This window comes from Staphylococcus capitis subsp. capitis, from assembly GCF_040739495.1.
In the GTDB taxonomy this organism is placed as follows: Bacteria; Bacillota; Bacilli; order Staphylococcales; family Staphylococcaceae; genus Staphylococcus; species Staphylococcus capitis.
This window is the reverse complement of sequence record NZ_CP145263.1, coordinates 709,620-733,168: the sequence shown is the minus strand read 5'-3', so window position 1 is coordinate 733,168 and position 23,549 is coordinate 709,620. Positions and strand designations below refer to the sequence as shown.

Below are 23,549 nucleotides of genomic sequence, written 5' to 3'. Positions count from 1 at the left end.
CCATGTTACTGAGTACACGTGAAAAAGAGATTATTGAAATATTAATCAAGTATCACGGCCAATATGTCACTATATACGACATCGCTCAACAACTAGCGGTGTCCTCTCGTACTATTCATAGAGAGTTAAAACAAATTGAATCGTACTTAAGTACATTTTCAATACTATTAGAGCGAGCCAATAAAAAGGGTATACGATTGTCTGGAGAAGCTAACAATATTAGACGATTGAAGGAAGCAGTAACAACTCAACAAACATTAGATTTATCAATTGAAGAACAAAAAGTAATCATTCTTTATGCTCTTATACAAACTAAACACGCAATAAAACAATTTAGTTTAGCACACGAAATTGGTGTTTCAATTCAAGCTCTAGCTAAACTTTTAGATGATTTAGAAGAAGAATTATTATCTTATCAACTGTCACTTTCAAGAAAACGTGGCGAAGGTGTCTACTTAAAGGGTCCTGAGTCTAAAAAAAGAGAATTTCTTAGTCAACTTATGGTAAATAACTTAAATAGCACAAGCGTTTATTCTGTAATTGAAAATCACTTTGTTTACCAATCTTTGAATCATTCTCAACAATCTCTCGTAGATTTAGATAGAATATTTAAAATTGAACGTATATTGATGGACTATTTAGGTCAACTGCCCTATACCCTAACAGAATCTAGTTATTTAACTTTGACGATTCACATTGTGTTAAGTATTACACGTATGCAAAATGGTGAATACGTCTCACTAAATAAAGATATATATGAAACAGTTAAAGATACCTTCGAGCATGAAGTTGCAACAGAAATTGCTAAACGTCTTGAAGAAATATATAACGTTGAGTTTAACCAAGCTGAAATCACTTTTATAACAATTCATTTGCGTGGTGCTAAACGTAAAGGTACAAAGGATTCTAATTCTGAGGAAGATAATAGTAGTAAAAAGATTCGTCAATTTGTTAATACAGTTACACGAATATCGGGACAACATTTTAAAGATAAGGAAAACTTAATCGAGGGGTTAACATTGCATATCAATCCTGCAATTAATCGTTTGAAATCTAACATTGAAACTTACAATCCTTTAACTGAAATGATTAAATTTAAATATCCACGTCTTTTTGAAACGATTCATAAAGCATTGCATATGGTGTGGTCTGATTTAATTTTTCCTGAAAGTGAGATTGCTTTTATAGTGCTTCACTTTGGTGGATCCATTAAAAATCAGGGAAATCGCTTTTTAAATATCCTAGTCGTATGTAGCAGTGGCATTGGAACAAGTCGTTTATTAGCCAATCGTCTTGAGCAAGTCTTTAGTGAAATTGAAAGAATTACTCAAGCTTCTGTAAGCGACTTGAATGTATTAGATTTAAATAACTACGACGGAATTATTTCGACTGTAAATTTAGATATCGAAGCTCCATTTCTAATTGTTAATCCATTATTACCAGAACATGAAGTGTCTTATGTAGCTTCTTTTCTAAGTACGAATTCAAATCAAACTCTTCTAGCTGAAAATGATAACTCAAATACCTTTACAAATCCTGAAGAAACAATTCAAGATATGCGCGTAGGTTTAGAGGTATTAGATTCAGTGAAAATAGAATATAAATTAGTAGATAATTGGAAGCAATATTTAGAAACTTACTTATTAAATGAAAATATAATTGAGGATAGGCAATCATTCGCTGATTTACTGCAATCAAAGTTTGAACAAAATCCTAATTGGGTGTTACATCCTTATCCGATAGCAATCCCACATTTAAAAGATAACATGTTCAAAAAACCTTCCATACTTATTACTATTTTGGAAGAACCGATACAATTGCAACGTAATCAAAATGATTTAAATTCAGTTCATTATTTGATAAGTATGTTTATTCCAGATAATCAAAAAATGGCTCAATTCGTAAGTGCCCTCTCAGAGGCGTTAAGCGAGCATTTAAATGACATCGAAGAATTTATGCAAAATCCATATGAATTTAAAACTATTTTAAGAAACAAATTATTAAATCAAATAAAAAATCAATTACAATAGGAGTGTTTTAAATGAGTGAATTATTTAGTAATGACAATATCTTTTTAAATTTATCGGCATCTGATCAAAATGATGCAATCGAAAAAGCAGGACAAGTTTTAGTTGATAGTGGTGCTGTAACACCAAACTATATCGAAGCTATGAAAGACCGTGAAAACGTAGTATCAACTTTCATGGGTAATGCATTAGCAATTCCTCACGGCACTGAAGAAGCTAAAGGTAATGTGATTCGTTCAGGTTTAAGCTTATTACAAATTCCTGAAGGTGTTGACTGGAATGGCGAAGAAGTAAAAGTCGTAGTTGGCATTGCAGGTAAAGATGGCGATCATTTAGATTTACTCTCTAAAATTGCAATTACTTTTAGTGAAGAAGAAAATGTTGATCGCATCGTAAATGCTACATCTGCAGATGAAATTAAACAAGTATTCGAGGAGGCTGACGCATAATGAAAGCAGTTCATTTTGGTGCCGGCAATATCGGCAGAGGTTTTATCGGATATATATTAGCTGACAATAACATTAAAGTTACTTTTGCAGATGTAAATGAAGATATTATTAATGCACTTGATAGTGAACATCAATACGATGTTATTTTAGCTGATGAAGCTAAAACAACGACTCGAGTGAATAATGTAGATGCTATTAATTCAGCTAAACCCTCAGATCAACTTAAAGAAGCAATACTTGAAGCAGATTTAATCACAACGGCTGTTGGAGTAAATATTTTACCAATTATTGCTAAATCATTTGCTCCATATTTAAAAGAAAAGAAAAATCATGTAAATATTGTTGCTTGTGAAAATGCTATTATGGCCACAGATACTTTGAAAAAAGCCATTCTGGATATTACTGGACCATTAGCTGATAATATCCATTTTGCAAATTCAGCAGTGGATAGAATTGTGCCATTACAAAAAAATGAAAATATATTAGACGTCATGGTAGAACCTTTCTTTGAATGGGTTATCGAAAAAGATGCTTGGTACGGTAAAGAATTAGAACATATTAAATATGTAGATGACTTAACACCATATATAGAAAGAAAATTGTTAACAGTTAATACAGGACATGCATTTTTAGCTTACGCTGGTCATTTTGAAAATAAAGCTACTATTTTAGATTCTATTGAAGATAAACAAATAGAAGCAGGCCTTCGCCAAGCTCTTAGTGAAACGAGTCAATATATCACAGATCAATTTGATTTCTCTAAAAATGAACAAAAGCAATACGTTGAGAAAATTATTGATCGCTTCAATAATCCTAACCTATCTGATGAAGTTACACGAGTTGGTCGAGGAACAATACGTAAAATAGGTCCTAAAGATCGTATTATTAAACCATTAACTTATTTATATAATAAAGGTTTAGAACGTGAAGGTTTAGTTAAAGCAGCTGCTCTTCTTCTTGCATACGATGACAATGCTGATCAAGAAACAGTAGAAAAAAATAATTATATTAAAGAACATGGTGCTAAGGCCTTCTTAAAAACATATGCCAAAGTTGACGATCAATTAGCTGATGAAATTGTTAAAGAACTAGAATTATTACAGAAAAAGTAAATGATATAAAAAACACCTTCGAAAGAAGAAAGATTCTTTCGAAGGTGTTTTAATTTATTAATAAGGAATATAAGAATAACTTATTCGTTACGCATTATCTAATCCCATTTTATCTTGAACAACATCTGCAATCTCTTGAGCAAAACGTTGAGCGTCTTCATTAGTGGCTGCTTCCACCATAACTCTTACTAAAGGTTCTGTACCTGAAGGGCGAACTAAAATTCTACCTTCCCCATTCATTTCAGTTTCAACTTTAGTCATGACTTCTTGTACATGAATATTCTCTTCTACTCGATATTTATCAGTTACTTTAACATTGATAAGAGATTGAGGATATTTTTTCATTTGTGATGCTAATTCACTTAGTGATTTACCACTCATTTTAATTACAGAAGCAAGTTGAACACCTGTAAGTAATCCATCACCCGTTGTATTATAATCCATCATCACAATATGACCAGATTGCTCGCCACCAAGATTATAATTACCTCTTCTCATTTCTTCGACAACGTAACGATCTCCTACTTTTGTTTTGTTAGATTGAATACCTTCATTTTCTAATGCTTTATAAAAACCGAGATTACTCATGACTGTTGAGACAATCATATCATTGTTTAATTCATGGTTTTTATGCATTTCTTGACCAATTATAAACATGATTTGGTCTCCATCAACAATTTGACCATTTTCATCTACTGCAATAATTCTATCTCCATCACCATCAAAGGCTAAACCAAAATCACTTTCAGTCTCTAAGACAGTTTCCGCTAATTTCTCAGGATGTGTAGAACCACATTGTTCATTAATGTTATATCCATCCGGATTACATCCAATTGTTTCAGTATCAGCTTCTAAATCACCAAATAAGAACGGTGCTAGTGATGATGTAGAACCATTAGCACCATCTAAAGCAATTTTAAGTCCTTCAAAATTAACATCTACAGTTGATTTTAAATAGCTTAGATATTTTTGAGCACCTTCAAAATAATCTGAATAATGTACAATGTCTTCACCGATAGGACGTGGTAATTCAGGATTATCTTGATCTAACAATTCTTCGATTTCATTTTCTTGATCATCAGATAATTTAAAACCATCTGAACCAAAGAATTTTATGCCGTTATCTGCAACTGGGTTGTGAGAAGCTGAAATCATAACACCTAAAGCAGCTTCCATTTCTTTAGTTAAATAAGCTACACCTGGTGTTGAAATAATACCTAAACGCATGACTTCAGCGCCAATAGAGATAAGACCTGCGATTAAGGCTGATTCAAGCATTTCACCTGAAACACGCGTATCTCTACCCACTAGTACTTTTGGGTGCTTCTCCCCTTTATTATGTGCTAAAACATATCCACCATATCTACCCAATTTAAAAGCTAATTCAGGTGTAAGCTCTTGGTTGGCAATGCCTCGAACACCATCAGTACCAAAATATTTTCCCATTTTTAAACTCTCCTTTATATCTAACAATTATTTAACGTTTATATATGCTTTCGTTTCCTTAGGATTTACTTTTGCAACATTGTCTGGCAAGTCAAATTTTACTGTTTTCTCAGTTGATTCTGATACGCCATCTAAATCAACTTCAGCTGTTACTTCATTGATGCTTTGTAAATCGTCTCTACTACCGTAAATTTCAACTTCTTTATCGTTTAATTTGATATTATCTAATTCTCTATCATTATCTAGTTTACCCGTTGATTTAGTACGAACTTTTACTTTTTTACTATAAGGTTCAACTGCAACTTTTAAATCTACTTCACTAGGATTAATTGAGACATTTAATTTATTTAATTCTTTATCAAATGCATTGACTTCAGCTACATCATTTGTATCTTTAGAAATTTTACTGGCCTTTTTAAATGTAGCTTTTAAATAAGCAATTTTTTTAAGCTGTTGCTCCCCACCTGTCACTTTAACAGTTTCAGGAGAAATGCTTTGTTTACTTACTTTATACTTTGCATCAATATCACTTTGACTTACATCAGGTTGAACATGCATTTTTTTAGTAATCTTTTTCTCTAGATGAACATCTGCGCTTTTAGGTTTTACACTGTAGCTTACATCGTCATCTATACCTTTAACCTGAAATTTCTTGTGATACTCTCCAGCTTTTTTATCGGATAAATCAATTGTTACTTTAAGGTCTTCTGGATTTTCAATTTTAATTAACTTTGATTGGGGGCCTGATAAATTAACATCGACATTATCAGGCGCTTTCGTAACATGTAAATCTTTATTATTGTAAATTACATCTACAGGTACATCCTGAATTGTTTTAGTGGATTTCTGTGATATATCGTCAGTATTAAACACATTTCCAAATACATTATTAACTGATAAAAAGAAAAATATAGCTAGGATTAATGCTACAAATCTTAATCCCCACTTACTTTCTAACATTTTAATTCACACCTTTCTTTTGAAAGTGTGCGCCAAACCAATGTTCAGCAAGTAATTCTTCGAAAACTTCATTAGATATATCTCTTCGAAGTTTACCATCAAAAGTTACAGATATATCTCCAGTTTCTTCTGAAACTACAACTGTAAAAGCATCAGATACCTCTGAAATCCCAACTGCTGCTCTATGTCTTGTTCCTAAACTTTTAGATATTTTAACACTGTCTGATAAAGGTAAATAACTCGCTGCTACAGCTATTTTACTACCTTGAATAATCATCGCACCATCATGTAATGGCGTGTTTGGAATAAAGACGTTTGTCAATAACTCTTGAGAAATATCTGAGTTCATTGGAATACCAGTTTCTATGTAGTCTTGTAATCCTGTTTCTTTTTCAAAAACAATAAGTGCACCTATTCGTCTTTTAGCCATATACTGAACAGCTTTAGAAACAGATTGTATTAATTTCTCTTCATCACGACTATAAGTGTTGGTATAACGTTTTAAAAAGCTACCTCTACCTAATTGTTCTAATGCACGTCGTATTTCAGGTTGGAAAATAACAATTAGTGCAAGTACTCCCCACTGAATAACGATATCAAATAATTTAGAGGTTGCTGTTAAATTAAGCATCTTACTGACTTGTTGGCCGATAACAATTACGACAATCCCTTTTAGTAATTGAATCGCTTTAGTGCCTTTAAAAACTGTTATGAGAAGATAAAGTACATACCAAACAATCAGTAAATCAAGTACACTAGTAATAATTTTTAATGTACTAAGATTTTGAAAAAAGTTGGAAAAATCCATAACATCTCCTCCGGGTAATATTTTTCCATATTAATTATTATACCAATCATTGTTAATAGTGTCATATGAACAAAGACTAAAAAATAAAAAAACTTACACAGTATATACCATGTAAGTCGTGCTTTCACAATTTTATTTATAGAAGTGTTTCACCAAAGAAAGTACCTAATAGCGCAACAGCTTGTTCAGCAGTATGATTCGAATTGTCAATAAGAGGATTAACCTCAACTATATCCATTGAAGTAACTAATTTTGATTCATTTAACAATTCGAGTGCAAAGTGACTTTCTCTATAGCTCAAACCACCCATTACTCTTGTACCCGTTCCAGGAGTTTCAGCGGGATCCAAAGCATCAACGTCTAGTGAGAAATGAAGGCCATCTATATTTCTAGATTTTAGATACTCAAGAGATCTTTCAATCACCTCTTGTTTTCCGAACCGGTCGATATCCGCCATAGTAAAAGTTTTAATATTTTTATCCTTTATGTATTTCCTTTCACCTTCATCTAAATCCCTCATACCAATTAATACGATATTTTCAGGTTTAACTTTAGGCGTAAAATCATTTATATTGACAAGTTCATCTGGTCCATCACCTGCTAATATTCTTAAAGGCATACCGTGAACATTACCAGATGGAGATTCTTCAGGTACATTTAAGTCACCATGAGCATCGTACCAAATGACACCTAAATTTTCGTAATGTTGACTAATACCTGAAATCGAACCAACAGCTATTGAATGATCGCCACCAAGTGTAAGTGGAAAGTTTCCTTTCTTTACTATTTCTGATGTAGCTTTGCTAAGATTTTCAGAAACAGTTACTATTTCATCATAGTTCCTTAACCCTTCTTGATCAGAGTTAAATTTCTCTACATCTAATGTTGGTACTTCTATATTACCTTTATCTATAACATCAAGTCCCATTTTTTTAAGACGTGACAATAATCCTGCATAACGAATTGCATCTGGTCCTAAGTTTACACCAAGTTTCTTTTGACCGAATGTGGAAGGTGCACCAATAATTTCAATACGTTGATTCATGACAATACCCCTTTCATTTACATAGATTCAGAATAATGTATACGCTTGCATTTTTCAAGAAGTATTGTAATTATATTTATTTAAATCAAATAAAAAAACACCTTCAATAATGAAGGTGTTTAAAAGTGAGCCATAGAGGATTCGAACCTCTGACCCTCTGATTAAAAGTCAGATGCTCTACCAACTGAGCTAATGGCTCTAATGGCTGGGCTAGCTGGATTCGAACCAGCGCGTGACGGAGTCAAAGTCCGTTGCCTTACCGCTTGGCTATAGCCCAATGAGATGGTGGAGGGGGGCAGATTCGAACTGCCGAACCCGAAGGAGCGGATTTACAGTCCGCCGCGTTTAGCCACTTCGCTACCCCTCCGGCATATTCACTTAAGAATGGTGGAGAATGACGGGTTCGAACCGCCGACCCTCTGCTTGTAAGGCAGATGCTCTCCCAACTGAGCTAATTCTCCATAATGGTGACTCCTACGGGACTCGAACCCGTGTTACCGCCGTGAAAGGGCGGTGTCTTAACCGCTTGACCAAGGAGCCCTGGCTCCGCAGGTAGGATTCGAACCTACGACCGATCGGTTAACAGCCGATAGCTCTACCACTGAGCTACTGCGGATTAATGATATTGCCTGGCAACGTCCTACTCTAGCGGGACGTAAGCCCGACTACCATCGGCGCTAAGGAGCTTAACTTCTGTGTTCGGCATGGGAACAGGTGTGACCTCCTTGCCATTGTCACCAGACAAATGAATGTGTTATACATTCAAAACTAGATAGTAAGTAATGATTTTGCGTCGCAAAACATTTTAATATTGATTAAGTCTTCGATCGATTAGTATTCGTCAGCTCCACGTGTCACCACGCTTCCACCTCGAACCTATTAACCTCGTCATCTTCGAGGGATCTTATAACCGAAGTTGGGAAATCTCATCTTGAGGGGGGCTTCATGCTTAGATGCTTTCAGCACTTATCCCGTCCATACATAGCTACCCAGCTATGCCGTTGGCACGACAACTGGTACACCAGAGGTATGTCCATCCCGGTCCTCTCGTACTAAGGACAGCTCCTCTCAAATTTCCTACGCCCACGACGGATAGGGACCGAACTGTCTCACGACGTTCTGAACCCAGCTCGCGTACCGCTTTAATGGGCGAACAGCCCAACCCTTGGGACCGACTACAGCCCCAGGATGCGATGAGCCGACATCGAGGTGCCAAACCTCCCCGTCGATGTGAACTCTTGGGGGAGATAAGCCTGTTATCCCCGGGGTAGCTTTTATCCGTTGAGCGATGGCCCTTCCATGCGGAACCACCGGATCACTAAGTCCGTCTTTCGACCCTGCTCGACTTGTAAGTCTCGCAGTCAAGCTCCCTTATGCCTTTACACTCTGTGAATGATTTCCAACCATTCTGAGGGAACCTTTGAGCGCCTCCGTTACCTTTTAGGAGGCGACCGCCCCAGTCAAACTGCCCGCCTGACACTGTCTCCCACCACGATAAGTGGTGCGGGTTAGAAAGCCAACACAGCTAGGGTAGTATCCCACCAACGCCTCCACGTAAGCTAGCGCTCACGTTTCAATGGCTCCTACCTATCCTGTACAAGCTGTGCCGAATTTCAATATCAGGCTACAGTAAAGCTCCACGGGGTCTTTCCGTCCTGTCGCGGGTAACCTGCATCTTCACAGGTACTATGATTTCACCGAGTCTCTCGTTGAGACAGTGCCCAAATCGTTACGCCTTTCGTGCGGGTCGGAACTTACCCGACAAGGAATTTCGCTACCTTAGGACCGTTATAGTTACGGCCGCCGTTTACTGGGGCTTCGATTCGTGGCTTCGCAGAAGCTAACCACTCCTCTTAACCTTCCAGCACCGGGCAGGCGTCAGCCCCTATACATCACCTTACGGTTTAGCAGAGACCTGTGTTTTTGATAAACAGTCGCTTGGGCCTATTCACTGCGGCTCTTCTGGGCGTGAACCCTAAAGAGCACCCCTTCTCCCGAAGTTACGGGGTCATTTTGCCGAGTTCCTTAACGAGAGTTCGCTCGCTCACCTTAGAATTCTCATCTTGACTACCTGTGTCGGTTTGCGGTACGGGCACCTGTTATCTATCTAGAGGCTTTTCTCGGCAGTGTGAAATCAACGACTCGAGGAAACAATTTCCTCTCCCCATCACAGCTCAGCCTAACGAGTGCCGGATTTGCCTAACACTCAGCCTTACTGCTTGGACGTGCACTCCAACAGCACGCTTCGCCTATCCTACTGCGTCCCCCCATCGATTAAAACGATACTAGGTGGTACAGGAATATCAACCTGTTATCCATCGCCTACGCCTGTCGGCCTCAGCTTAGGACCCGACTAACCCAGAGCGGACGAGCCTTCCTCTGGAAACCTTAGTCAATCGGTGGACGGGATTCTCACCCGTCTTTCGCTACTCACACCGGCATTCTCACTTCTAAGCGCTCCACATGTCCTTGCGATCATGCTTCAACGCCCTTAGAACGCTCTCCTACCATTGTCCGAAGGACAATCCACAGCTTCGGTAATATGTTTAGCCCCGGTACATTTTCGGCGCAGTGTCACTCGACTAGTGAGCTATTACGCACTCTTTAAATGATGGCTGCTTCTAAGCCAACATCCTAGTTGTCTGGGCAACGCCACATCCTTTTCCACTTAACATATATTTTGGGACCTTAGCTGGTGGTCTGGGCTGTTTCCCTTTCGAACACGGACCTTATCACCCATGTTCTGACTCCCAAGTTAAATTGATTGGCATTCGGAGTTTGTCTGAATTCGGTAACCCGAGAGGGGCCCCTCGTCCAAACAGTGCTCTACCTCCAATAATCATCACTTGAGGCTAGCCCTAAAGCTATTTCGGAGAGAACCAGCTATCTCCAAGTTCGATTGGAATTTCTCCGCTACCCTCAGTTCATCCGCTCACTTTTCAACGTAAGTCGGTTCGGTCCTCCATTCAGTGTTACCTGAACTTCAACCTGACCAAGGGTAGATCACCTGGTTTCGGGTCTACGACCAAATACTCAACGCCCTATTCAGACTCGCTTTCGCTACGGCTCCACATTCGCTGCTTAACCTTGCATCAGATCGTAACTCGCCGGTTCATTCTACAAAAGGCACGCCATCACCCATAAACGGGCTCTGACTACTTGTAAGCACACGGTTTCAAGTTCTCTTTCACTCCCCTTCCGGGGTACTTTTCACCTTTCCCTCACGGTACTGGTTCACTATCGGTCACTAGAGAGTATTTAGCCTTAGGAGATGGTCCTCCTAGATTCCGACGGAATTTCACGTGCTCCGTCGTACTCAGGATCCACTCAAGAGAGAATATGTTTTCGACTACAGGATTATTACCTTCTTTGATTCATCTTTCCAGATGATTCGTCTAACATGTTCTTTTGTAACTCCGTATAGAGTGTCCTACAACCCCAACAAGCAAGCTTGTTGGTTTGGGCTCTTCCCGTTTCGCTCGCCGCTACTCAGGGAATCGATTTTTCTTTCTCTTCCTCCGGGTACTAAGATGTTTCAGTTCTCCGGGTCTGCCTTCTGACATGCTATGAATTCACATGTCGATAACATGACATAACTCATGTTGGGTTCCCCCATTCGGAAATCTCTGGATCAACGCTTACTTACAGCTACCCAAAGCATATCGTCGTTAGTAACGTCCTTCTTCGGCTTCTAGTGCCAAGGCATCCACCGTGCGCCCTTAATAACTTAATCTATGTTTCCACCAGGAAACGCGTTATTAATCTTGTGAGTGTTCTTTCGAACACTAGCGATTATTTTTATGAATTCAAGCTTATTTAAAACTCTATTCACTCGGTTTTGCTTGGTAAAATCTATTTACTTACTTATCTAGTTTTCAATATACAAATTTGAATGTTAATAAACATTCAAAACTGAATACAATATGTCACGTTATCCCTTTCATCTTCGAAGAAGATGTTCCGAATATATCCTTAGAAAGGAGGTGATCCAGCCGCACCTTCCGATACGGCTACCTTGTTACGACTTCACCCCAATCATTTGTCCCACCTTCGACGGCTAGCTCCAAAAGGTTACTCCACCGGCTTCGGGTGTTACAAACTCTCGTGGTGTGACGGGCGGTGTGTACAAGACCCGGGAACGTATTCACCGTAGCATGCTGATCTACGATTACTAGCGATTCCAGCTTCATGTAGTCGAGTTGCAGACTACAATCCGAACTGAGAACAACTTTATGGGATTTGCTTGACCTCGCGGTTTCGCTACCCTTTGTATTGTCCATTGTAGCACGTGTGTAGCCCAAATCATAAGGGGCATGATGATTTGACGTCATCCCCACCTTCCTCCGGTTTGTCACCGGCAGTCAACTTAGAGTGCCCAACTTAATGATGGCAACTAAGCTTAAGGGTTGCGCTCGTTGCGGGACTTAACCCAACATCTCACGACACGAGCTGACGACAACCATGCACCACCTGTCACTCTGTCCCCCGAAGGGGAAAACTCTATCTCTAGAGGGGTCAGAGGATGTCAAGATTTGGTAAGGTTCTTCGCGTTGCTTCGAATTAAACCACATGCTCCACCGCTTGTGCGGGTCCCCGTCAATTCCTTTGAGTTTCAACCTTGCGGTCGTACTCCCCAGGCGGAGTGCTTAATACGTTAGCTGCAGCACTAAGGGGCGGAAACCCCCTAACACTTAGCACTCATCGTTTACGGCGTGGACTACCAGGGTATCTAATCCTGTTTGATCCCCACGCTTTCGCACATCAGCGTCAGTTACAGACCAGAAAGTCGCCTTCGCCACTGGTGTTCCTCCATATCTCTGCGCATTTCACCGCTACACATGGAATTCCACTTTCCTCTTCTGCACTCAAGTTTTCCAGTTTCCAATGACCCTCCACGGTTGAGCCGTGGGCTTTCACATCAGACTTAAAAAACCGCCTACGCGCGCTTTACGCCCAATAATTCCGGATAACGCTTGCCACCTACGTATTACCGCGGCTGCTGGCACGTAGTTAGCCGTGGCTTTCTGATTAGGTACCGTCAAGACGTGCATAGTTACTTACACATTTGTTCTTCCCTAATAACAGAGTTTTACGATCCGAAGACCTTCTTCACTCACGCGGCGTTGCTCCGTCAGGCTTTCGCCCATTGCGGAAGATTCCCTACTGCTGCCTCCCGTAGGAGTCTGGACCGTGTCTCAGTTCCAGTGTGGCCGATCACCCTCTCAGGTCGGCTACGCATCGTTGCCTTGGTAAGCCGTTACCTTACCAACTAGCTAATGCGGCGCGGATCCATCTATAAGTGACAGCAAGACCGTCTTTCACTGTTGAACCATGCGGTTCAACATGTTATCCGGTATTAGCTCCGGTTTCCCGAAGTTATCCCAGTCTTATAGGTAGGTTATCCACGTGTTACTCACCCGTCCGCCGCTAACGTCAGAGGAGCAAGCTCCTCGTCTGTTCGCTCGACTTGCATGTATTAGGCACGCCGCCAGCGTTCATCCTGAGCCAGGATCAAACTCTCCATAAAAAATTATGATGTTTGATTAGCTCATAAATACTAAATAGTTTGTAACGTTTCGTTACGTTTATTGGAATTAACGTTGACATATTGTCATTCAGTTTTCAATGTTCATCTCAATAAAATCAATCTTTTCAATCATATCTTTTCTAAGAAGAAGTGTCAATGATTTCTTAAGATTACTTTATTTATTTTAAAGTGTTTTTATAATGTTTGCAAGGGTAATTTTTACACTTGCTTAACAATTAAATTAAATACTTTACAATCGCTTTTCAGCGACTTTTATATAATATCAATTTCACGTTTTTAAGTCAACATTTAAATTGAATTATTTTTTAAATTTGTGAACAGCTAATTCGTAGCTCACAAAGAAATATTCTAGCATGATTTCTAAATTTTGCAATAGAAAAATCACACAAAAACAAAATTTGTTTCTGTGTGATCAGTATACCTTTGGTTAAATTACATTAAGATACTATTTTTGAGTACTGGCTATGACTTTTCTGGCGATTGATGTATAAATTTCTCCTAAACGATCTTCAGGCTGATAAATAGATGGTGAAAAATCTTTAGGGTTCCACGTAGGTTGTTCAAGAGGCAACTCTCCAAATAGCTGTGTTTCTAATTCATCAGCAAGTTTAGTACCTCCACCTTTACCAAATACATATTCCTTATTACCAGTTTCTTTACTTTCGAAATAACTCATATTTTCTATTACACCTAAAATGGAGTGTTCTGTATGTTTAGCCATAGCTCCAGCTCTAGCTGCTACAAACGCTGCTGTAGGATGCGGAGTAGTAACTATGATCTCTTTACTAGAAGGTAGCATTGAATGTACATCTAAGGCTACATCTCCAGTGCCAGGTGGTAAATCAAGTAAAAGATAATCTAAATCTCCCCATTGAACCTCTGTAAAGAAATTAGTAAGCATTTTTCCTAACATTGGACCTCTCCAAATGACAGGTGCGTTTTCCTCTACAAAGAAAGCCATTGAAATAACTTTAACGCCATGACGTTCAACCGGAATAATTTCTTTGCCATCTACTCCCGGTCTTTCATCAATCCCCATCATATCTGGAACGCTGAAACCATAAATATCAGCATCTACGAGTCCAACTTTTTTACCTTCTCTTGCCAAAGCTACAGCTAGATTAACAGCTACAGTTGATTTACCTACGCCACCTTTACCGGAAGCAATTGCAATAAATTCAACTGGATTATTTAGAGAAAGTAAACCTTCAATTGTTTTAGGCTTTTCTGTTCCTTTACCACGATACTTTTCTACTGACTCCGGTGGTAATTCTTCAAAACGAATACCTACTGTATTAGCACCGTTTTCTTTTAGAGCTTTTACAATTGCCATTTGTAAATCCAACTGCGGTTGTCCCCCTAATTGAGCCATTGCAACTTTAACACTAACGTGCTCAATATCTTCTTTAATGGTAACGTTAACTATACCATCAGTTTCTTTCAAAGGTACATCAATAATTGGGTCTTTTAATGCACCTACTATTTCTTCAACTTGATTTACCGTTAACAAAGTAAATCCCCCTTAAATATAATAATTTATCTACATAATAACAAAAGTTATTCGATTACGTAGTTTATCTTTTTTATTATAAGTCTTTTTTTATTATAAAAAAAGAAGTTAGCCCATAATAATAGGCTAACTTCATATATAATTTAGACTTCTCTCATATTTTGAGATTTTCTATTAGGTTCTTTAATAAATAACGCAAATAAGAATGCAACAACAACAAAACCTGTAACTAGAGCGAATGAAACATCAACTCCGGCAGCAACACTTTGTCTTTGTAATAATTCTTTACTAGCATGTGCAGACGAGGATGGCCCAATCCATTTCGAACCAATACTCATAAACGTTACCATTAATGCAGTTCCTAATGAACCAGCCATCACACGACCAAAGTTCATAATAGCAGTACCGTGTGAAATATCTTTATTGTCTAATGCATTAATACCAGTTGTATTAATAGGCATCATTAGTAGAGAAACAGCAAACATCCTAATCGCATAAATGACAATAAGATAAATATAAGATGTGTCTGCTTTTAAGAAACAAAGCAATAATGTGCAAATCGTTAATAAGCTAAAACCAGCATATATTAATGGTCTCGGACCATATTTATCATAGAAACGTCCAGTAAATACTGACATTATTCCATTTATAATCGCACCTGGCATAATCACTAAACCTGATAACAACGCAGATAAACCTAAAGCGTTTTGTACATATAGAGGAATAAGTAGTGCAGGTCCAACCATAGATAACATAATAATCATTGATGTAATTGTACTGAAACAAAAGATTCTACCTTTAAATACATTGAGGTTAAGTAATGGGTTGGAAATCGTTAGTTGTCTTCTAACAAATATTGAGATAATAATAATACTTATGATTAACGATCCTATAACTATTGGATTAGAAAAACCTAAATTTCCAGCACTACTAAATGCATACAGCATAATACCAAAACCTATAGTCGAGTATACAACAGAGCGTTTATCTAATTTTGAATCCTTCGTTTCGTTATAACTAGAAATTGAAATTAAACCAAAGATAAAAGCAATTAAGGCGATACCGACTATAATAATAAATGGCACTCTCCAACTTGCATTATCAATGATTAAGCCTGTGAATGTAGGTCCAATAGCTGGAGCGAACTGTATGACTAAACCAGCTAGCCCCATAGCAAAGCCACGATGTTCTTTGGAGAATAAAGTGAAAAGTGTAAATTGCATTAAAGGCATCAACACACCGGCGCCTATTGCTTGAATAACTCTTGCTGTCATCAACACACCAAAATTAGGCGCAACCGCAGCTACAATTGATCCTAGTAAAAATGTACCCATAGCTCCTAAATATAAAGGTCTAGTTTTAACTCTATCCATTAGAAAAGCTGTAAGTGGTATCATGACACCATTTACAAGCATAAATCCAGTAATTAGCCATTGGGAAGTGCTTTCATCAATTTTTAATTCTCGCATAATGTGAGGTAAAGCAGTGTTGAGTAAAGTTTGATTTAAAATTGCTACAAACGCACTCACTAACATCACTGCTACAATTAAATTCCGCTTCGTTTTGGGTAAATCGATACTAGACATGAACCTTTACTCCTTTATTGTTTTTATAACAGTGTTATATTCAATCAAATTATAATTATCAAAGCAAAATAAATGCTTAATTACTATTTCTTGTTATTCAAGTTCTCACTTTCAGGATAAAATATCTCCTTACAAATAAATAGAAATCCTATGATTAACATAATTACCCAAAATTGAATATTAATATATACATAGTGAATATGTACTATAAAATAAAACATCACTGTCGTTACTATATAAGAAATAAGATGAAATGTAATACCCTGAAAATAAGGATTGTTAGGCAATTTCTTCTTAAAGTAGTCCATTAAATGCTCAACAGCAAAAAGAGTAAAATATCCCAATACTATATAGCTACCATAGTAGAACAAATTGTCATAAAATCCTTTATTGTAGCCAAAATAACCTAAATGAAAAAATATTAAAATCCTACTTAACCCATATAATCCAAAACCAAGAAATGTTAAGAATATCGCCCCGGACAATACAAAGATAGCGAGAACAATAAGTGTTACAGCTAAATTATAAAATTTATTTTTAAAGAATTTCATCACTCATTGTCCTCCCCTCTTTTTTAATACATATTTATAGTATCACGTATTCATCACCTTATAAAATTTAAAAACGCCTACTCTTATAGTAGACGTTTTTTGTATTTGAAAACCTTTTTAATTATTAAAATTTGAAGTTTTATTAGATTTATAAAATAAAATCCACATCATTGACAAGCAAATTGAAATGACGGCAATCAAACCTAACACATTGTGTAGATGAGTGCCGAATAAACCTGATTTTAAAGCATACATATACCCCATAATTGTAGAACCTACAGATGAACCTAGGTTTTTAGTTAATGCATAAAATGACATCATCTTCTTCATATTTCTAGGAGAGCTTTCCTCTTGTACAATCACGCTATTTTTAGTGTATACATATCCAAAACTAAGTCCCGCAAAGATAACTGAAAATGCTATCAATAATGGCACTTTCATGCCAAATAAAATAATAACACTGCAAATTAAGAGAACTGTAAACGCACTAATATATAATGCTTTTCTAGTAAAGTTTGCTTCAATCTTCGCTAAATTAAAGTTTAATATAATCCATGCAACTGATAGTGGTAGAATAACAAACCCACTTTGAAGAGGTGATAAACCTAATTGTTCTTGTAAATATACTGGTATATACAGGTTATATCCTATTAATGACATAGCTATAAATAAATCAGTAATGAAAGCAAGCATAATTGATCGATTAAACTCATTAGTCGGAAGAAATGGATTATTTTGTTTTTGTTCTATTTTAAACAAGCCAACCAATACTAATAAAGCCAAGATGATTGCAATAATATTGAGATATAAATGTTGTTGATTTAATAATCCAAACATAAGCAATGCTATAAATATATAAAAGATTGATAATCCTTTCACATCAAAGTGTGTTTGATTACCATGTTCTTCCTCTGGAAAATGAAATGTCATTAGTACTAATACAATAGTAATAATTGCTATAGGTATATTAATAAAGAACAGCCAGTGCCATGTCGCAAATTCTAAGATCGCACCACCGAGTATGGGTCCAATGATACTGGAAATTCCCCAAACACTACCTACAATTCCCATAATTTTATATCTTAAAGGAATTTCAAACGCTAGTTTAGGGACTATCTGAGATAAAGACATCATGACCCCTGCCCCAAAACCTTGAATCATTCTTGAGATAATTAAAAAAGTAAATGTTTCACTTAAACCTGACATCAAACTACCAATTGCAAATAAAGAAACACCTGCAACGGCAATATATAATATCTTAAAACGAGATAACAGCTCACCTACAATAGGGTTAGCTATGACCAAAGCAATAAAATAAACAGTAAAAACTAAAGATACTAAATTACCTGCATGTAAGTTTATCTTAATCGTTGGTAAGGCTAGAGATATAATAGATGTCTCAATTGCAGCCATAAACATGATTAGTATCAATGCGGTTACTGTTAATATCGACCTAAACTTCATTTATATTTACTCCTTTTGTTCTATCTATTTCGAACCCTTAAAATATTAATACGATTATGTTTAGTTCGCAATCATGCAATAGTATTAATTTTCTAGGTTAAAATAAAACGGCAGAGCCATTTAAACTCTACCGTAAACTTACTTTACATAAAATATAATATCCCTATCATGTGTAAAACCGATGCAATCACAATAAAAATATGCCATATCATATGAAAATAAGGTCTATTCTTTTGCGCGTAAAACCAAGCTCCTATTGTATAAGAAAGGCCACCCAGGAATATAAATAAAATAAATAACCAAGAGGTGCGCATGATAATCACTGGTATAAATATCACACCAACCCATCCCATCACTAGGTAAACAATAAGACTGAGCTTATGATTAACTTTCGTAGCAATGGATTTATATAATATTCCCCATAATGTAGTCCCCCATAAAAATAGGGTCACTACCCATCCTATCCATCCACCTACTATAGTAAGTAATACTGGCGTATAAGTACCTGAAATAGCTACGTAAATCATGCTATGATCGATAATACGTAAAATATACTTATGAGCTGTATAATTCTGCATAGAATGATAAATAGTTGAAGAAATAAACATCATAAAAATACTAATAATATAAATAGACACACTTACCGATTCCAATGTGCCACCATGATTGTAGCTATGAACAGCTGCATAAGGTAATACAAACAATGTTAATAATGCAGCCGCACCATGTGAGGCTGCATTACCTATTTCCTCGCCAAAAGATAAGGGAATGATGTCCTTAAATGATTCAACTACCGATGCTTTTTTATGCTTAGATGTATGAGACATCTATTCCACCACCTTTTATTTAAATCAAACTCATACGTTTTAAATCTTCTGTAGCCGTTTCCACACTATCTTTACCTACTTTATTTTTCAGTGGTGAAAACTCCTCTTCTCTAGGAACTTGTAATGTAACAAAACTTGTTCCATATTTGAAAATATCGAAATAAAACAATTCAAATTTTAATGTTGGTAGCTCTACAACGCCAAAGTCTTCATCTAGTTGTTTTAATTTTTTAATAGCTAAATGATATGGTAGTTCCCTATCTACTGTACTTTTAATATAGGCCAGTTTAAATGCATGGATACCAATATTAGCATTATCAAAATCATTGGCTACTTCGGGATCCAATTCTGAATACTCAAGAACTGTATCTTTACTATCAATGTTGACTAAACGTCCAACACTCTCTCCATGTTTAGGTTGAATTGTTTTAGATGTAACATCTTTATTATTACTTACAGTGTAACCAGCAAATAATGGATCTAAGACTTTCACAAGAACATTGTCAATATTATTTAAGAAGATATATTTTACATGATCCTTTTCCATTTTATCTAAGTATCCAGCCTCTTTAAGAGATTTAAATACTCCACCATTACCATTTGGTGTTTCCATAATATGACCATCTCTGTCAAGTACAAGTTTGCCGTCTTCACCTAAGGCTACAATATTTGCTTGTTTAAAGAAATGTACATGTTCTGGATCATAATCAAAATATTGATGTTTCTTAAAATACTCTATTGTTTCATCATGATTTATATCACTAGTCATTATATACCAATTAATTGTATGACCCGTTTGATTCTTTAAATTAATGAGTTGGCGAGCCTGTAACTCAAATAAACTTACACCCTCAATTTCAAAAGAACCTTTAGGCCCTTTATAACCTAATCGCGTACCTTGACCGCCAGCCATAAGAAGTACCGCAAATTCACCATTTCTAATCGCTTCATAACCCTTTTGTTCATATGTATGCTTATCTTCATCAGAAAGTTGAGATTTCACTTCATACTTAACTTCTGATACCGATGATACATCATCTATTGATTTTCTATTAACATATAAATCATGATATAGTTTTTGAATTCCTTCTAAATCAAGCTCATCAACTTTATTTTCAAGTGCATCTCTTTCATTATTACTCATTAATTTTTCATATTCATACAAATGCTCTTGGTTATATTTCTCCAATTGGTTTTTATCTAACATGATTACTCTCCTTATGTATAAATGATTCAAAGAATTAATTTAGCCACTGTAACATAAATTCATTAAAAAAGGGTTGAAACAACGTGTATACTGTTCCAAAGCTAAAAGCTGTAGCTAAAGATAAATCAACTAATCCGCCTGTTTTAAAATGAAGCGGCGATACAACATTCAATGGTAAGGGATAGAATAATTTAACCCCTTTAGGTGTTAATATATCTAGTATAACATGTGAAGCTATTCCAATAACAATTGCAACCATATAATACATGGGTGTTTGAATTAAGTACAGTAAAAAACCAATGATAATGATGAAAGCAAGAGAGTGAGTAAATGTCCTATGGCCAAATAGTAGCCTAATAACAAAACTTAAAACTCTGAAACGTCTTCCAATTTTACTTTGGGTATGACATATGTCTGGCAATAGGCTTGCTAGAGTTGATAATACCAATATAGTGACTGAAGTAAATAAATCAGTATGAAAATATTGAGTTGTCAAAGCTCCTGTTAAAGCCCCACAGGAGGCATGTGTTTTACCTGTCATTTCTAGTTCTCCTTTTCAAAACATTTTAACACACAATTACATATAAAGCGAACATACTTTCGTATTAATATTTTATTAGTATGACATATTATATTCAAAAGTATCACATAAATACTTGAAAACGATTTCAAAATCATTTATGATGAATATACAAATTATTTAAAGGATGTGTTTTGAATGGCAATGACAGTAAAGAAAAACGATAATGAAGTACGTATTCAATGGAGAGTAGCAGATATTAAAATACCTAATAATGAAATTAAAAATATCTCACAAGACCAAGATATCCATGCAGTACCTGAAAAAAATGGAAAAGAAATCTCTCGTATTGGTTCTACATTTGGAAAAACAAACCGCGTAATTATCGATACTGATGACCATGAATACATTATTTATACTCAAAATGATCAAAAAGTTTACAATGAACTGACTAAGTAATTAAAATATATATAATTAATAATCCATACAAAAGCCACCAACCATGTATCTATTACGGTTGGTGGCTCTCATTTTTGATATATGAAAATTGATAAGTATAAACAATCCTATTATATTGGAATCAATAATGATTATGGAGGTGAAGTTATTGTTCGTCGTAACAAATAGAATAACCGTGAAAAAAGGTTTTGCAGAAAAAATGGCACCTAGATTTACAAAAGGTGGTCAAATCCAATCCTTACAAGGTTTTAATGGTATTGAAGTTTGGCAAATTGATAGAGATGATTATAGTGAAGATATGTATGTAAATACATGGTGGAATACTGAAAAAGATTTTAAAAATTGGGTAAATAGTGATGCTTTTAAAGAAGCTCATAAAAATACTGGAAAATCCGAAGACTCTCCACTAATTAAAAGTGAAATTGTTAAAGCAAATGTATTATCAAAATTAGATAAATAATTTTTTAATAGAGGATTGCTTATTAAAATAAAGTCTATTAATAAGCAATCTTTTTAATGAATAAATAAATGCGCAAGTAATGCAATAATAGGAAGCGTGATTAAAGTTCGTATTAAGAAAATCATAAATAGTTTACCAATGCTGACAGGAATTTTTGAACCTAAAATAACACCACCTACTTCTGACAAGTATATTAATTGGGATATACTTAATGCTCCAATAACAAAACGTGTTATGTCACTTTTGACCCCTTCAATTAATATAGATGGTAAAAACATATCGGCAAAACCTATGAGAATAGTTTGAGAAGCGTGTGAAGCTTCTGGAATTTGCAATAATTCTAGTAGTGGAACGAATGGTTTTCCAATAACTTCAAAAATAGGTGTATAATTCGCGATAATTGTTGCGATTGTTCCTATACTCATTACTACTGGTAAAATGACAAACCACATATCTACAACGGTTTTAAATCCAGAAATAAAGAACTTTTTGAATCCTGGAGCTTTTATACCAACCTCTGTCGCCATGTCATATCCATGTCTTAATGCCGTTTTTCCTTCTGGTAATTGCTCCGTTCTTGCATCCTCTGAAACATCTTTAGCATATTCATCTGGAATATTTTTTAAAGGCCAAATTCTTGGCATTATCATTGCTGCAATTAAACAAGAAACAATTACAGTGATATAAAAATAAAAGAATTGATCTTGCATTTTTATAGTTGAAGCAATAACTATAGCGAAAGTAATAGATACCACACTAAACGTAGTAGAAATGACTGTTGCTTCTCTTCTAGAATAATAGCCTTCTTCATACTGTCTACTTGTAATTAAGACGCCTACCGTTCCATCACCAATAAATGACGCTAGATTATCTACAGTTGATCGACCAGGTAGAGTAAATAGCGGTCTCATTACTGGTCTAAACACAGGTCCTAATAATTCTAATAGTCCGTATTCCATCAATAACGGTAAAAATAATGCCGCAAATAAAAATACGGCCACAAGAGTTGGTAATAGACTATAAAAGACCAGCCCCCCCGTATCTTCTGAATAAATCATTTTAGGCCCTACCTTCAAATAAGTAAGCCATACAAATACAACTGATAATACTCTTAATATTAGCCAACCTAGTTTGACATTAAATGCATTATACATTAGGCCTTGTGGATTTAACTTGTGTTTATAAATTGTTGAGCACAAAAGAGTTAATACACCTGAAATTGTAATAATTAATACAATTAATATAGGCATAATATTCCCTAAAAGATCTTTTAAACAATTTGCAAGAAATGCCACAGGTAATGTTGTTTGTTTTTGTCCATCTTGAACAACTGGTATAGGAATTAAAAATAATATGATACCTAGAATGGACATTGTTATAAATTTAATTCTACCTTTTATAATTTCGCTTTTAGTATATCCGTTCATTACTTTTCAATCCGTTTCTATCTATTTATATCAACTTGAAGTAATCAAGATTCATCTACACAAATGTTTATATATACAAAAATATGAATAATTACGTATAAATACTATACGCTAATCTATCACTTTTCGCAATTAAAAATTTA

Annotated in this window: 17 protein-coding genes, 6 tRNA genes and 3 rRNA genes; 5 read left to right on the top strand and 21 right to left on the bottom strand. The window is 35.8% G+C overall.

The window, feature by feature from the left end:
- Nucleotides 1–2 precede the first annotated feature (2 nt).
- The 3 genes from V6C74_RS03650 to V6C74_RS03640 are packed head-to-tail and all read left to right on the top strand — an operon-like array spanning nt 3 to nt 3,588.
- The gene (locus tag V6C74_RS03650; RefSeq protein WP_016898647.1) at nt 3–2,030 is read left to right on the top strand and encodes a BglG family transcription antiterminator; all 2,028 of its coding nucleotides are present in this window, start codon (nt 3–5) and stop codon (nt 2,028–2,030) included.
- A gap of 11 nt (nt 2,031–2,041) precedes the next feature.
- Complete coding sequence (locus V6C74_RS03645; RefSeq protein WP_002453749.1) at nt 2,042–2,476, top strand: PTS sugar transporter subunit IIA; 435 nt, start codon at nt 2,042–2,044, stop codon at nt 2,474–2,476.
- A complete protein-coding gene (locus V6C74_RS03640; protein ID WP_002453750.1) occupies nt 2,476–3,588 on the top strand; it encodes a mannitol-1-phosphate 5-dehydrogenase in 1,113 nt (370 codons plus the stop codon). The genes V6C74_RS03645 and V6C74_RS03640 overlap by 1 nt, the downstream gene beginning before the upstream one ends.
- Before the next feature lie 87 nt (nt 3,589–3,675).
- On the opposite strand, the gene glmM is transcribed toward V6C74_RS03640, so the two are convergent.
- From glmM to V6C74_RS03540, 20 genes are all read right to left on the bottom strand, one after another.
- The gene (gene glmM / locus V6C74_RS03635) at nt 3,676–5,034 is read right to left on the bottom strand and encodes a phosphoglucosamine mutase (protein ID WP_002435830.1); all 1,359 of its coding nucleotides are present in this window, start codon (nt 5,032–5,034) and stop codon (nt 3,676–3,678) included.
- A 27-nt stretch (nt 5,035–5,061) separates the two neighbouring features.
- Nucleotides 5,062–5,994 (bottom strand): CdaR family protein, encoded by a 933-nt coding sequence (locus tag V6C74_RS03630; protein WP_002453751.1) that lies wholly within the window; start codon nt 5,992–5,994, stop codon nt 5,062–5,064.
- A gap of 1 nt (nt 5,995) precedes the next feature.
- Nucleotides 5,996–6,802, bottom strand: a complete 807-nt coding sequence (gene cdaA, locus V6C74_RS03625) for a diadenylate cyclase CdaA (protein ID WP_002435856.1) — start codon at nt 6,800–6,802, stop codon at nt 5,996–5,998.
- A 136-nt stretch (nt 6,803–6,938) separates the two neighbouring features.
- On the bottom strand, nt 6,939–7,847 hold the full coding sequence (rocF, locus tag V6C74_RS03620) for an arginase (protein ID WP_016898646.1): 909 nt from the start codon (nt 7,845–7,847) through the stop codon (nt 6,939–6,941).
- 126 nt (nt 7,848–7,973) lie between these two features.
- A tRNA-Lys gene (locus V6C74_RS03615) sits at nt 7,974–8,046 on the bottom strand.
- A gap of 3 nt (nt 8,047–8,049) precedes the next feature.
- Nucleotides 8,050–8,124: transfer RNA gene (locus V6C74_RS03610), tRNA-Gln, on the bottom strand.
- Nucleotides 8,125–8,130: 6 nt separating this feature from the next.
- Nucleotides 8,131–8,214 (bottom strand) — tRNA-Tyr (locus V6C74_RS03605).
- Between the two features lie 18 nt (nt 8,215–8,232).
- Nucleotides 8,233–8,308: transfer RNA gene (locus V6C74_RS03600), tRNA-Val, on the bottom strand.
- Nucleotides 8,309–8,312: 4 nt separating this feature from the next.
- Nucleotides 8,313–8,387: transfer RNA gene (locus V6C74_RS03595), tRNA-Glu, on the bottom strand.
- Between the two features lies 1 nt (nt 8,388).
- Nucleotides 8,389–8,463: transfer RNA gene (locus tag V6C74_RS03590), tRNA-Asn, on the bottom strand.
- Between the two features lie 11 nt (nt 8,464–8,474).
- Nucleotides 8,475–8,589, bottom strand: a 5S ribosomal RNA gene (gene rrf, locus V6C74_RS03585).
- Nucleotides 8,590–8,658: 69 nt separating this feature from the next.
- Nucleotides 8,659–11,580 (bottom strand): 23S ribosomal RNA (locus tag V6C74_RS03580).
- A gap of 243 nt (nt 11,581–11,823) precedes the next feature.
- Nucleotides 11,824–13,374: ribosomal RNA gene (locus tag V6C74_RS03575) — 16S ribosomal RNA — on the bottom strand.
- Together the 16S, 23S and 5S rRNA genes with 6 tRNA genes alongside form the textbook arrangement of a ribosomal RNA operon.
- A 466-nt stretch (nt 13,375–13,840) precedes the next feature.
- A complete protein-coding gene (locus V6C74_RS03570) occupies nt 13,841–14,905 on the bottom strand; it encodes an Mrp/NBP35 family ATP-binding protein (protein WP_002453754.1) in 1,065 nt (354 codons plus the stop codon).
- Nucleotides 14,906–15,048: 143 nt separating this feature from the next.
- Nucleotides 15,049–16,491, bottom strand: a complete 1,443-nt coding sequence (locus tag V6C74_RS03565; protein WP_002453755.1) for an MDR family MFS transporter — start codon at nt 16,489–16,491, stop codon at nt 15,049–15,051.
- Nucleotides 16,492–16,574: 83 nt separating this feature from the next.
- Nucleotides 16,575–17,042, bottom strand: coding sequence for a SepA family multidrug efflux transporter (locus V6C74_RS03560; protein ID WP_002432814.1), 468 nt, complete (start codon nt 17,040–17,042; stop codon nt 16,575–16,577).
- 117 nt (nt 17,043–17,159) lie between these two features.
- Complete coding sequence (gene sdrM / locus V6C74_RS03555) at nt 17,160–18,506, bottom strand: multidrug efflux MFS transporter SdrM (RefSeq protein WP_103175501.1); 1,347 nt, start codon at nt 18,504–18,506, stop codon at nt 17,160–17,162.
- Nucleotides 18,507–18,649: 143 nt separating this feature from the next.
- The gene (locus tag V6C74_RS03550) at nt 18,650–19,333 is read right to left on the bottom strand and encodes a hemolysin III family protein (RefSeq protein WP_002432569.1); all 684 of its coding nucleotides are present in this window, start codon (nt 19,331–19,333) and stop codon (nt 18,650–18,652) included.
- Between the two features lie 19 nt (nt 19,334–19,352).
- Nucleotides 19,353–20,540, bottom strand: coding sequence for a UDPGP type 1 family protein (locus tag V6C74_RS03545; protein WP_002453757.1), 1,188 nt, complete (start codon nt 20,538–20,540; stop codon nt 19,353–19,355).
- 34 nt (nt 20,541–20,574) lie between these two features.
- Entirely contained in the window at nt 20,575–21,081 is a 507-nt protein-coding gene (locus V6C74_RS03540; RefSeq protein WP_002432512.1) for a metal-dependent hydrolase, read from the bottom strand.
- A 177-nt stretch (nt 21,082–21,258) separates the two neighbouring features.
- Here V6C74_RS03540 and V6C74_RS03535 point away from each other — a divergent pair, with 177 nt between their 5' ends.
- Nucleotides 21,259–21,519 (top strand): hypothetical protein, encoded by a 261-nt coding sequence (locus tag V6C74_RS03535; protein WP_002432344.1) that lies wholly within the window; start codon nt 21,259–21,261, stop codon nt 21,517–21,519.
- Nucleotides 21,520–21,667: 148 nt separating this feature from the next.
- Nucleotides 21,668–21,979, top strand: a complete 312-nt coding sequence (locus tag V6C74_RS03530; protein ID WP_103175500.1) for a heme oxygenase — start codon at nt 21,668–21,670, stop codon at nt 21,977–21,979.
- 53 nt (nt 21,980–22,032) lie between these two features.
- On the opposite strand, the gene V6C74_RS03525 is transcribed toward V6C74_RS03530, so the two are convergent.
- Nucleotides 22,033–23,406, bottom strand: coding sequence for a YjiH family protein (locus tag V6C74_RS03525; protein ID WP_002432704.1), 1,374 nt, complete (start codon nt 23,404–23,406; stop codon nt 22,033–22,035).
- Between the last annotated feature and the right edge of the window lie 143 nt (nt 23,407–23,549).

Excerpts from the sequence above, each read along its gene's own strand:
- V6C74_RS03650 (WP_016898647.1), top strand. The coding sequence starts at position 3 with ATGTTACTGAGTACACGTGAAAAAGAGATTATTGAAATATTAATCAAG.
- V6C74_RS03645 (WP_002453749.1), top strand. The coding sequence starts at position 2,042 with ATGAGTGAATTATTTAGTAATGACAATATCTTTTTAAATTTATCGGCA.
- V6C74_RS03640 (WP_002453750.1), top strand. The coding sequence starts at position 2,476 with ATGAAAGCAGTTCATTTTGGTGCCGGCAATATCGGCAGAGGTTTTATC.
- glmM (WP_002435830.1), bottom strand. The coding sequence starts at position 5,034 with ATGGGAAAATATTTTGGTACTGATGGTGTTCGAGGCATTGCCAACCAA.
- V6C74_RS03630 (WP_002453751.1), bottom strand. The coding sequence starts at position 5,994 with ATGTTAGAAAGTAAGTGGGGATTAAGATTTGTAGCATTAATCCTAGCT.
- cdaA (WP_002435856.1), bottom strand. The coding sequence starts at position 6,802 with ATGGATTTTTCCAACTTTTTTCAAAATCTTAGTACATTAAAAATTATT.
- rocF (WP_016898646.1), bottom strand. The coding sequence starts at position 7,847 with ATGAATCAACGTATTGAAATTATTGGTGCACCTTCCACATTCGGTCAA.
- V6C74_RS03565 (WP_002453755.1), bottom strand. The coding sequence starts at position 16,491 with ATGTCTAGTATCGATTTACCCAAAACGAAGCGGAATTTAATTGTAGCA.
- V6C74_RS03560 (WP_002432814.1), bottom strand. The coding sequence starts at position 17,042 with ATGAAATTCTTTAAAAATAAATTTTATAATTTAGCTGTAACACTTATT.
- sdrM (WP_103175501.1), bottom strand. The coding sequence starts at position 18,506 with ATGAAGTTTAGGTCGATATTAACAGTAACCGCATTGATACTAATCATG.
- V6C74_RS03550 (WP_002432569.1), bottom strand. The coding sequence starts at position 19,333 with ATGTCTCATACATCTAAGCATAAAAAAGCATCGGTAGTTGAATCATTT.
- V6C74_RS03545 (WP_002453757.1), bottom strand. The coding sequence starts at position 20,540 with ATGTTAGATAAAAACCAATTGGAGAAATATAACCAAGAGCATTTGTAT.
- V6C74_RS03540 (WP_002432512.1), bottom strand. The coding sequence starts at position 21,081 with ATGACAGGTAAAACACATGCCTCCTGTGGGGCTTTAACAGGAGCTTTG.
- V6C74_RS03535 (WP_002432344.1), top strand. The coding sequence starts at position 21,259 with ATGGCAATGACAGTAAAGAAAAACGATAATGAAGTACGTATTCAATGG.
- V6C74_RS03525 (WP_002432704.1), bottom strand. The coding sequence starts at position 23,406 with ATGAACGGATATACTAAAAGCGAAATTATAAAAGGTAGAATTAAATTT.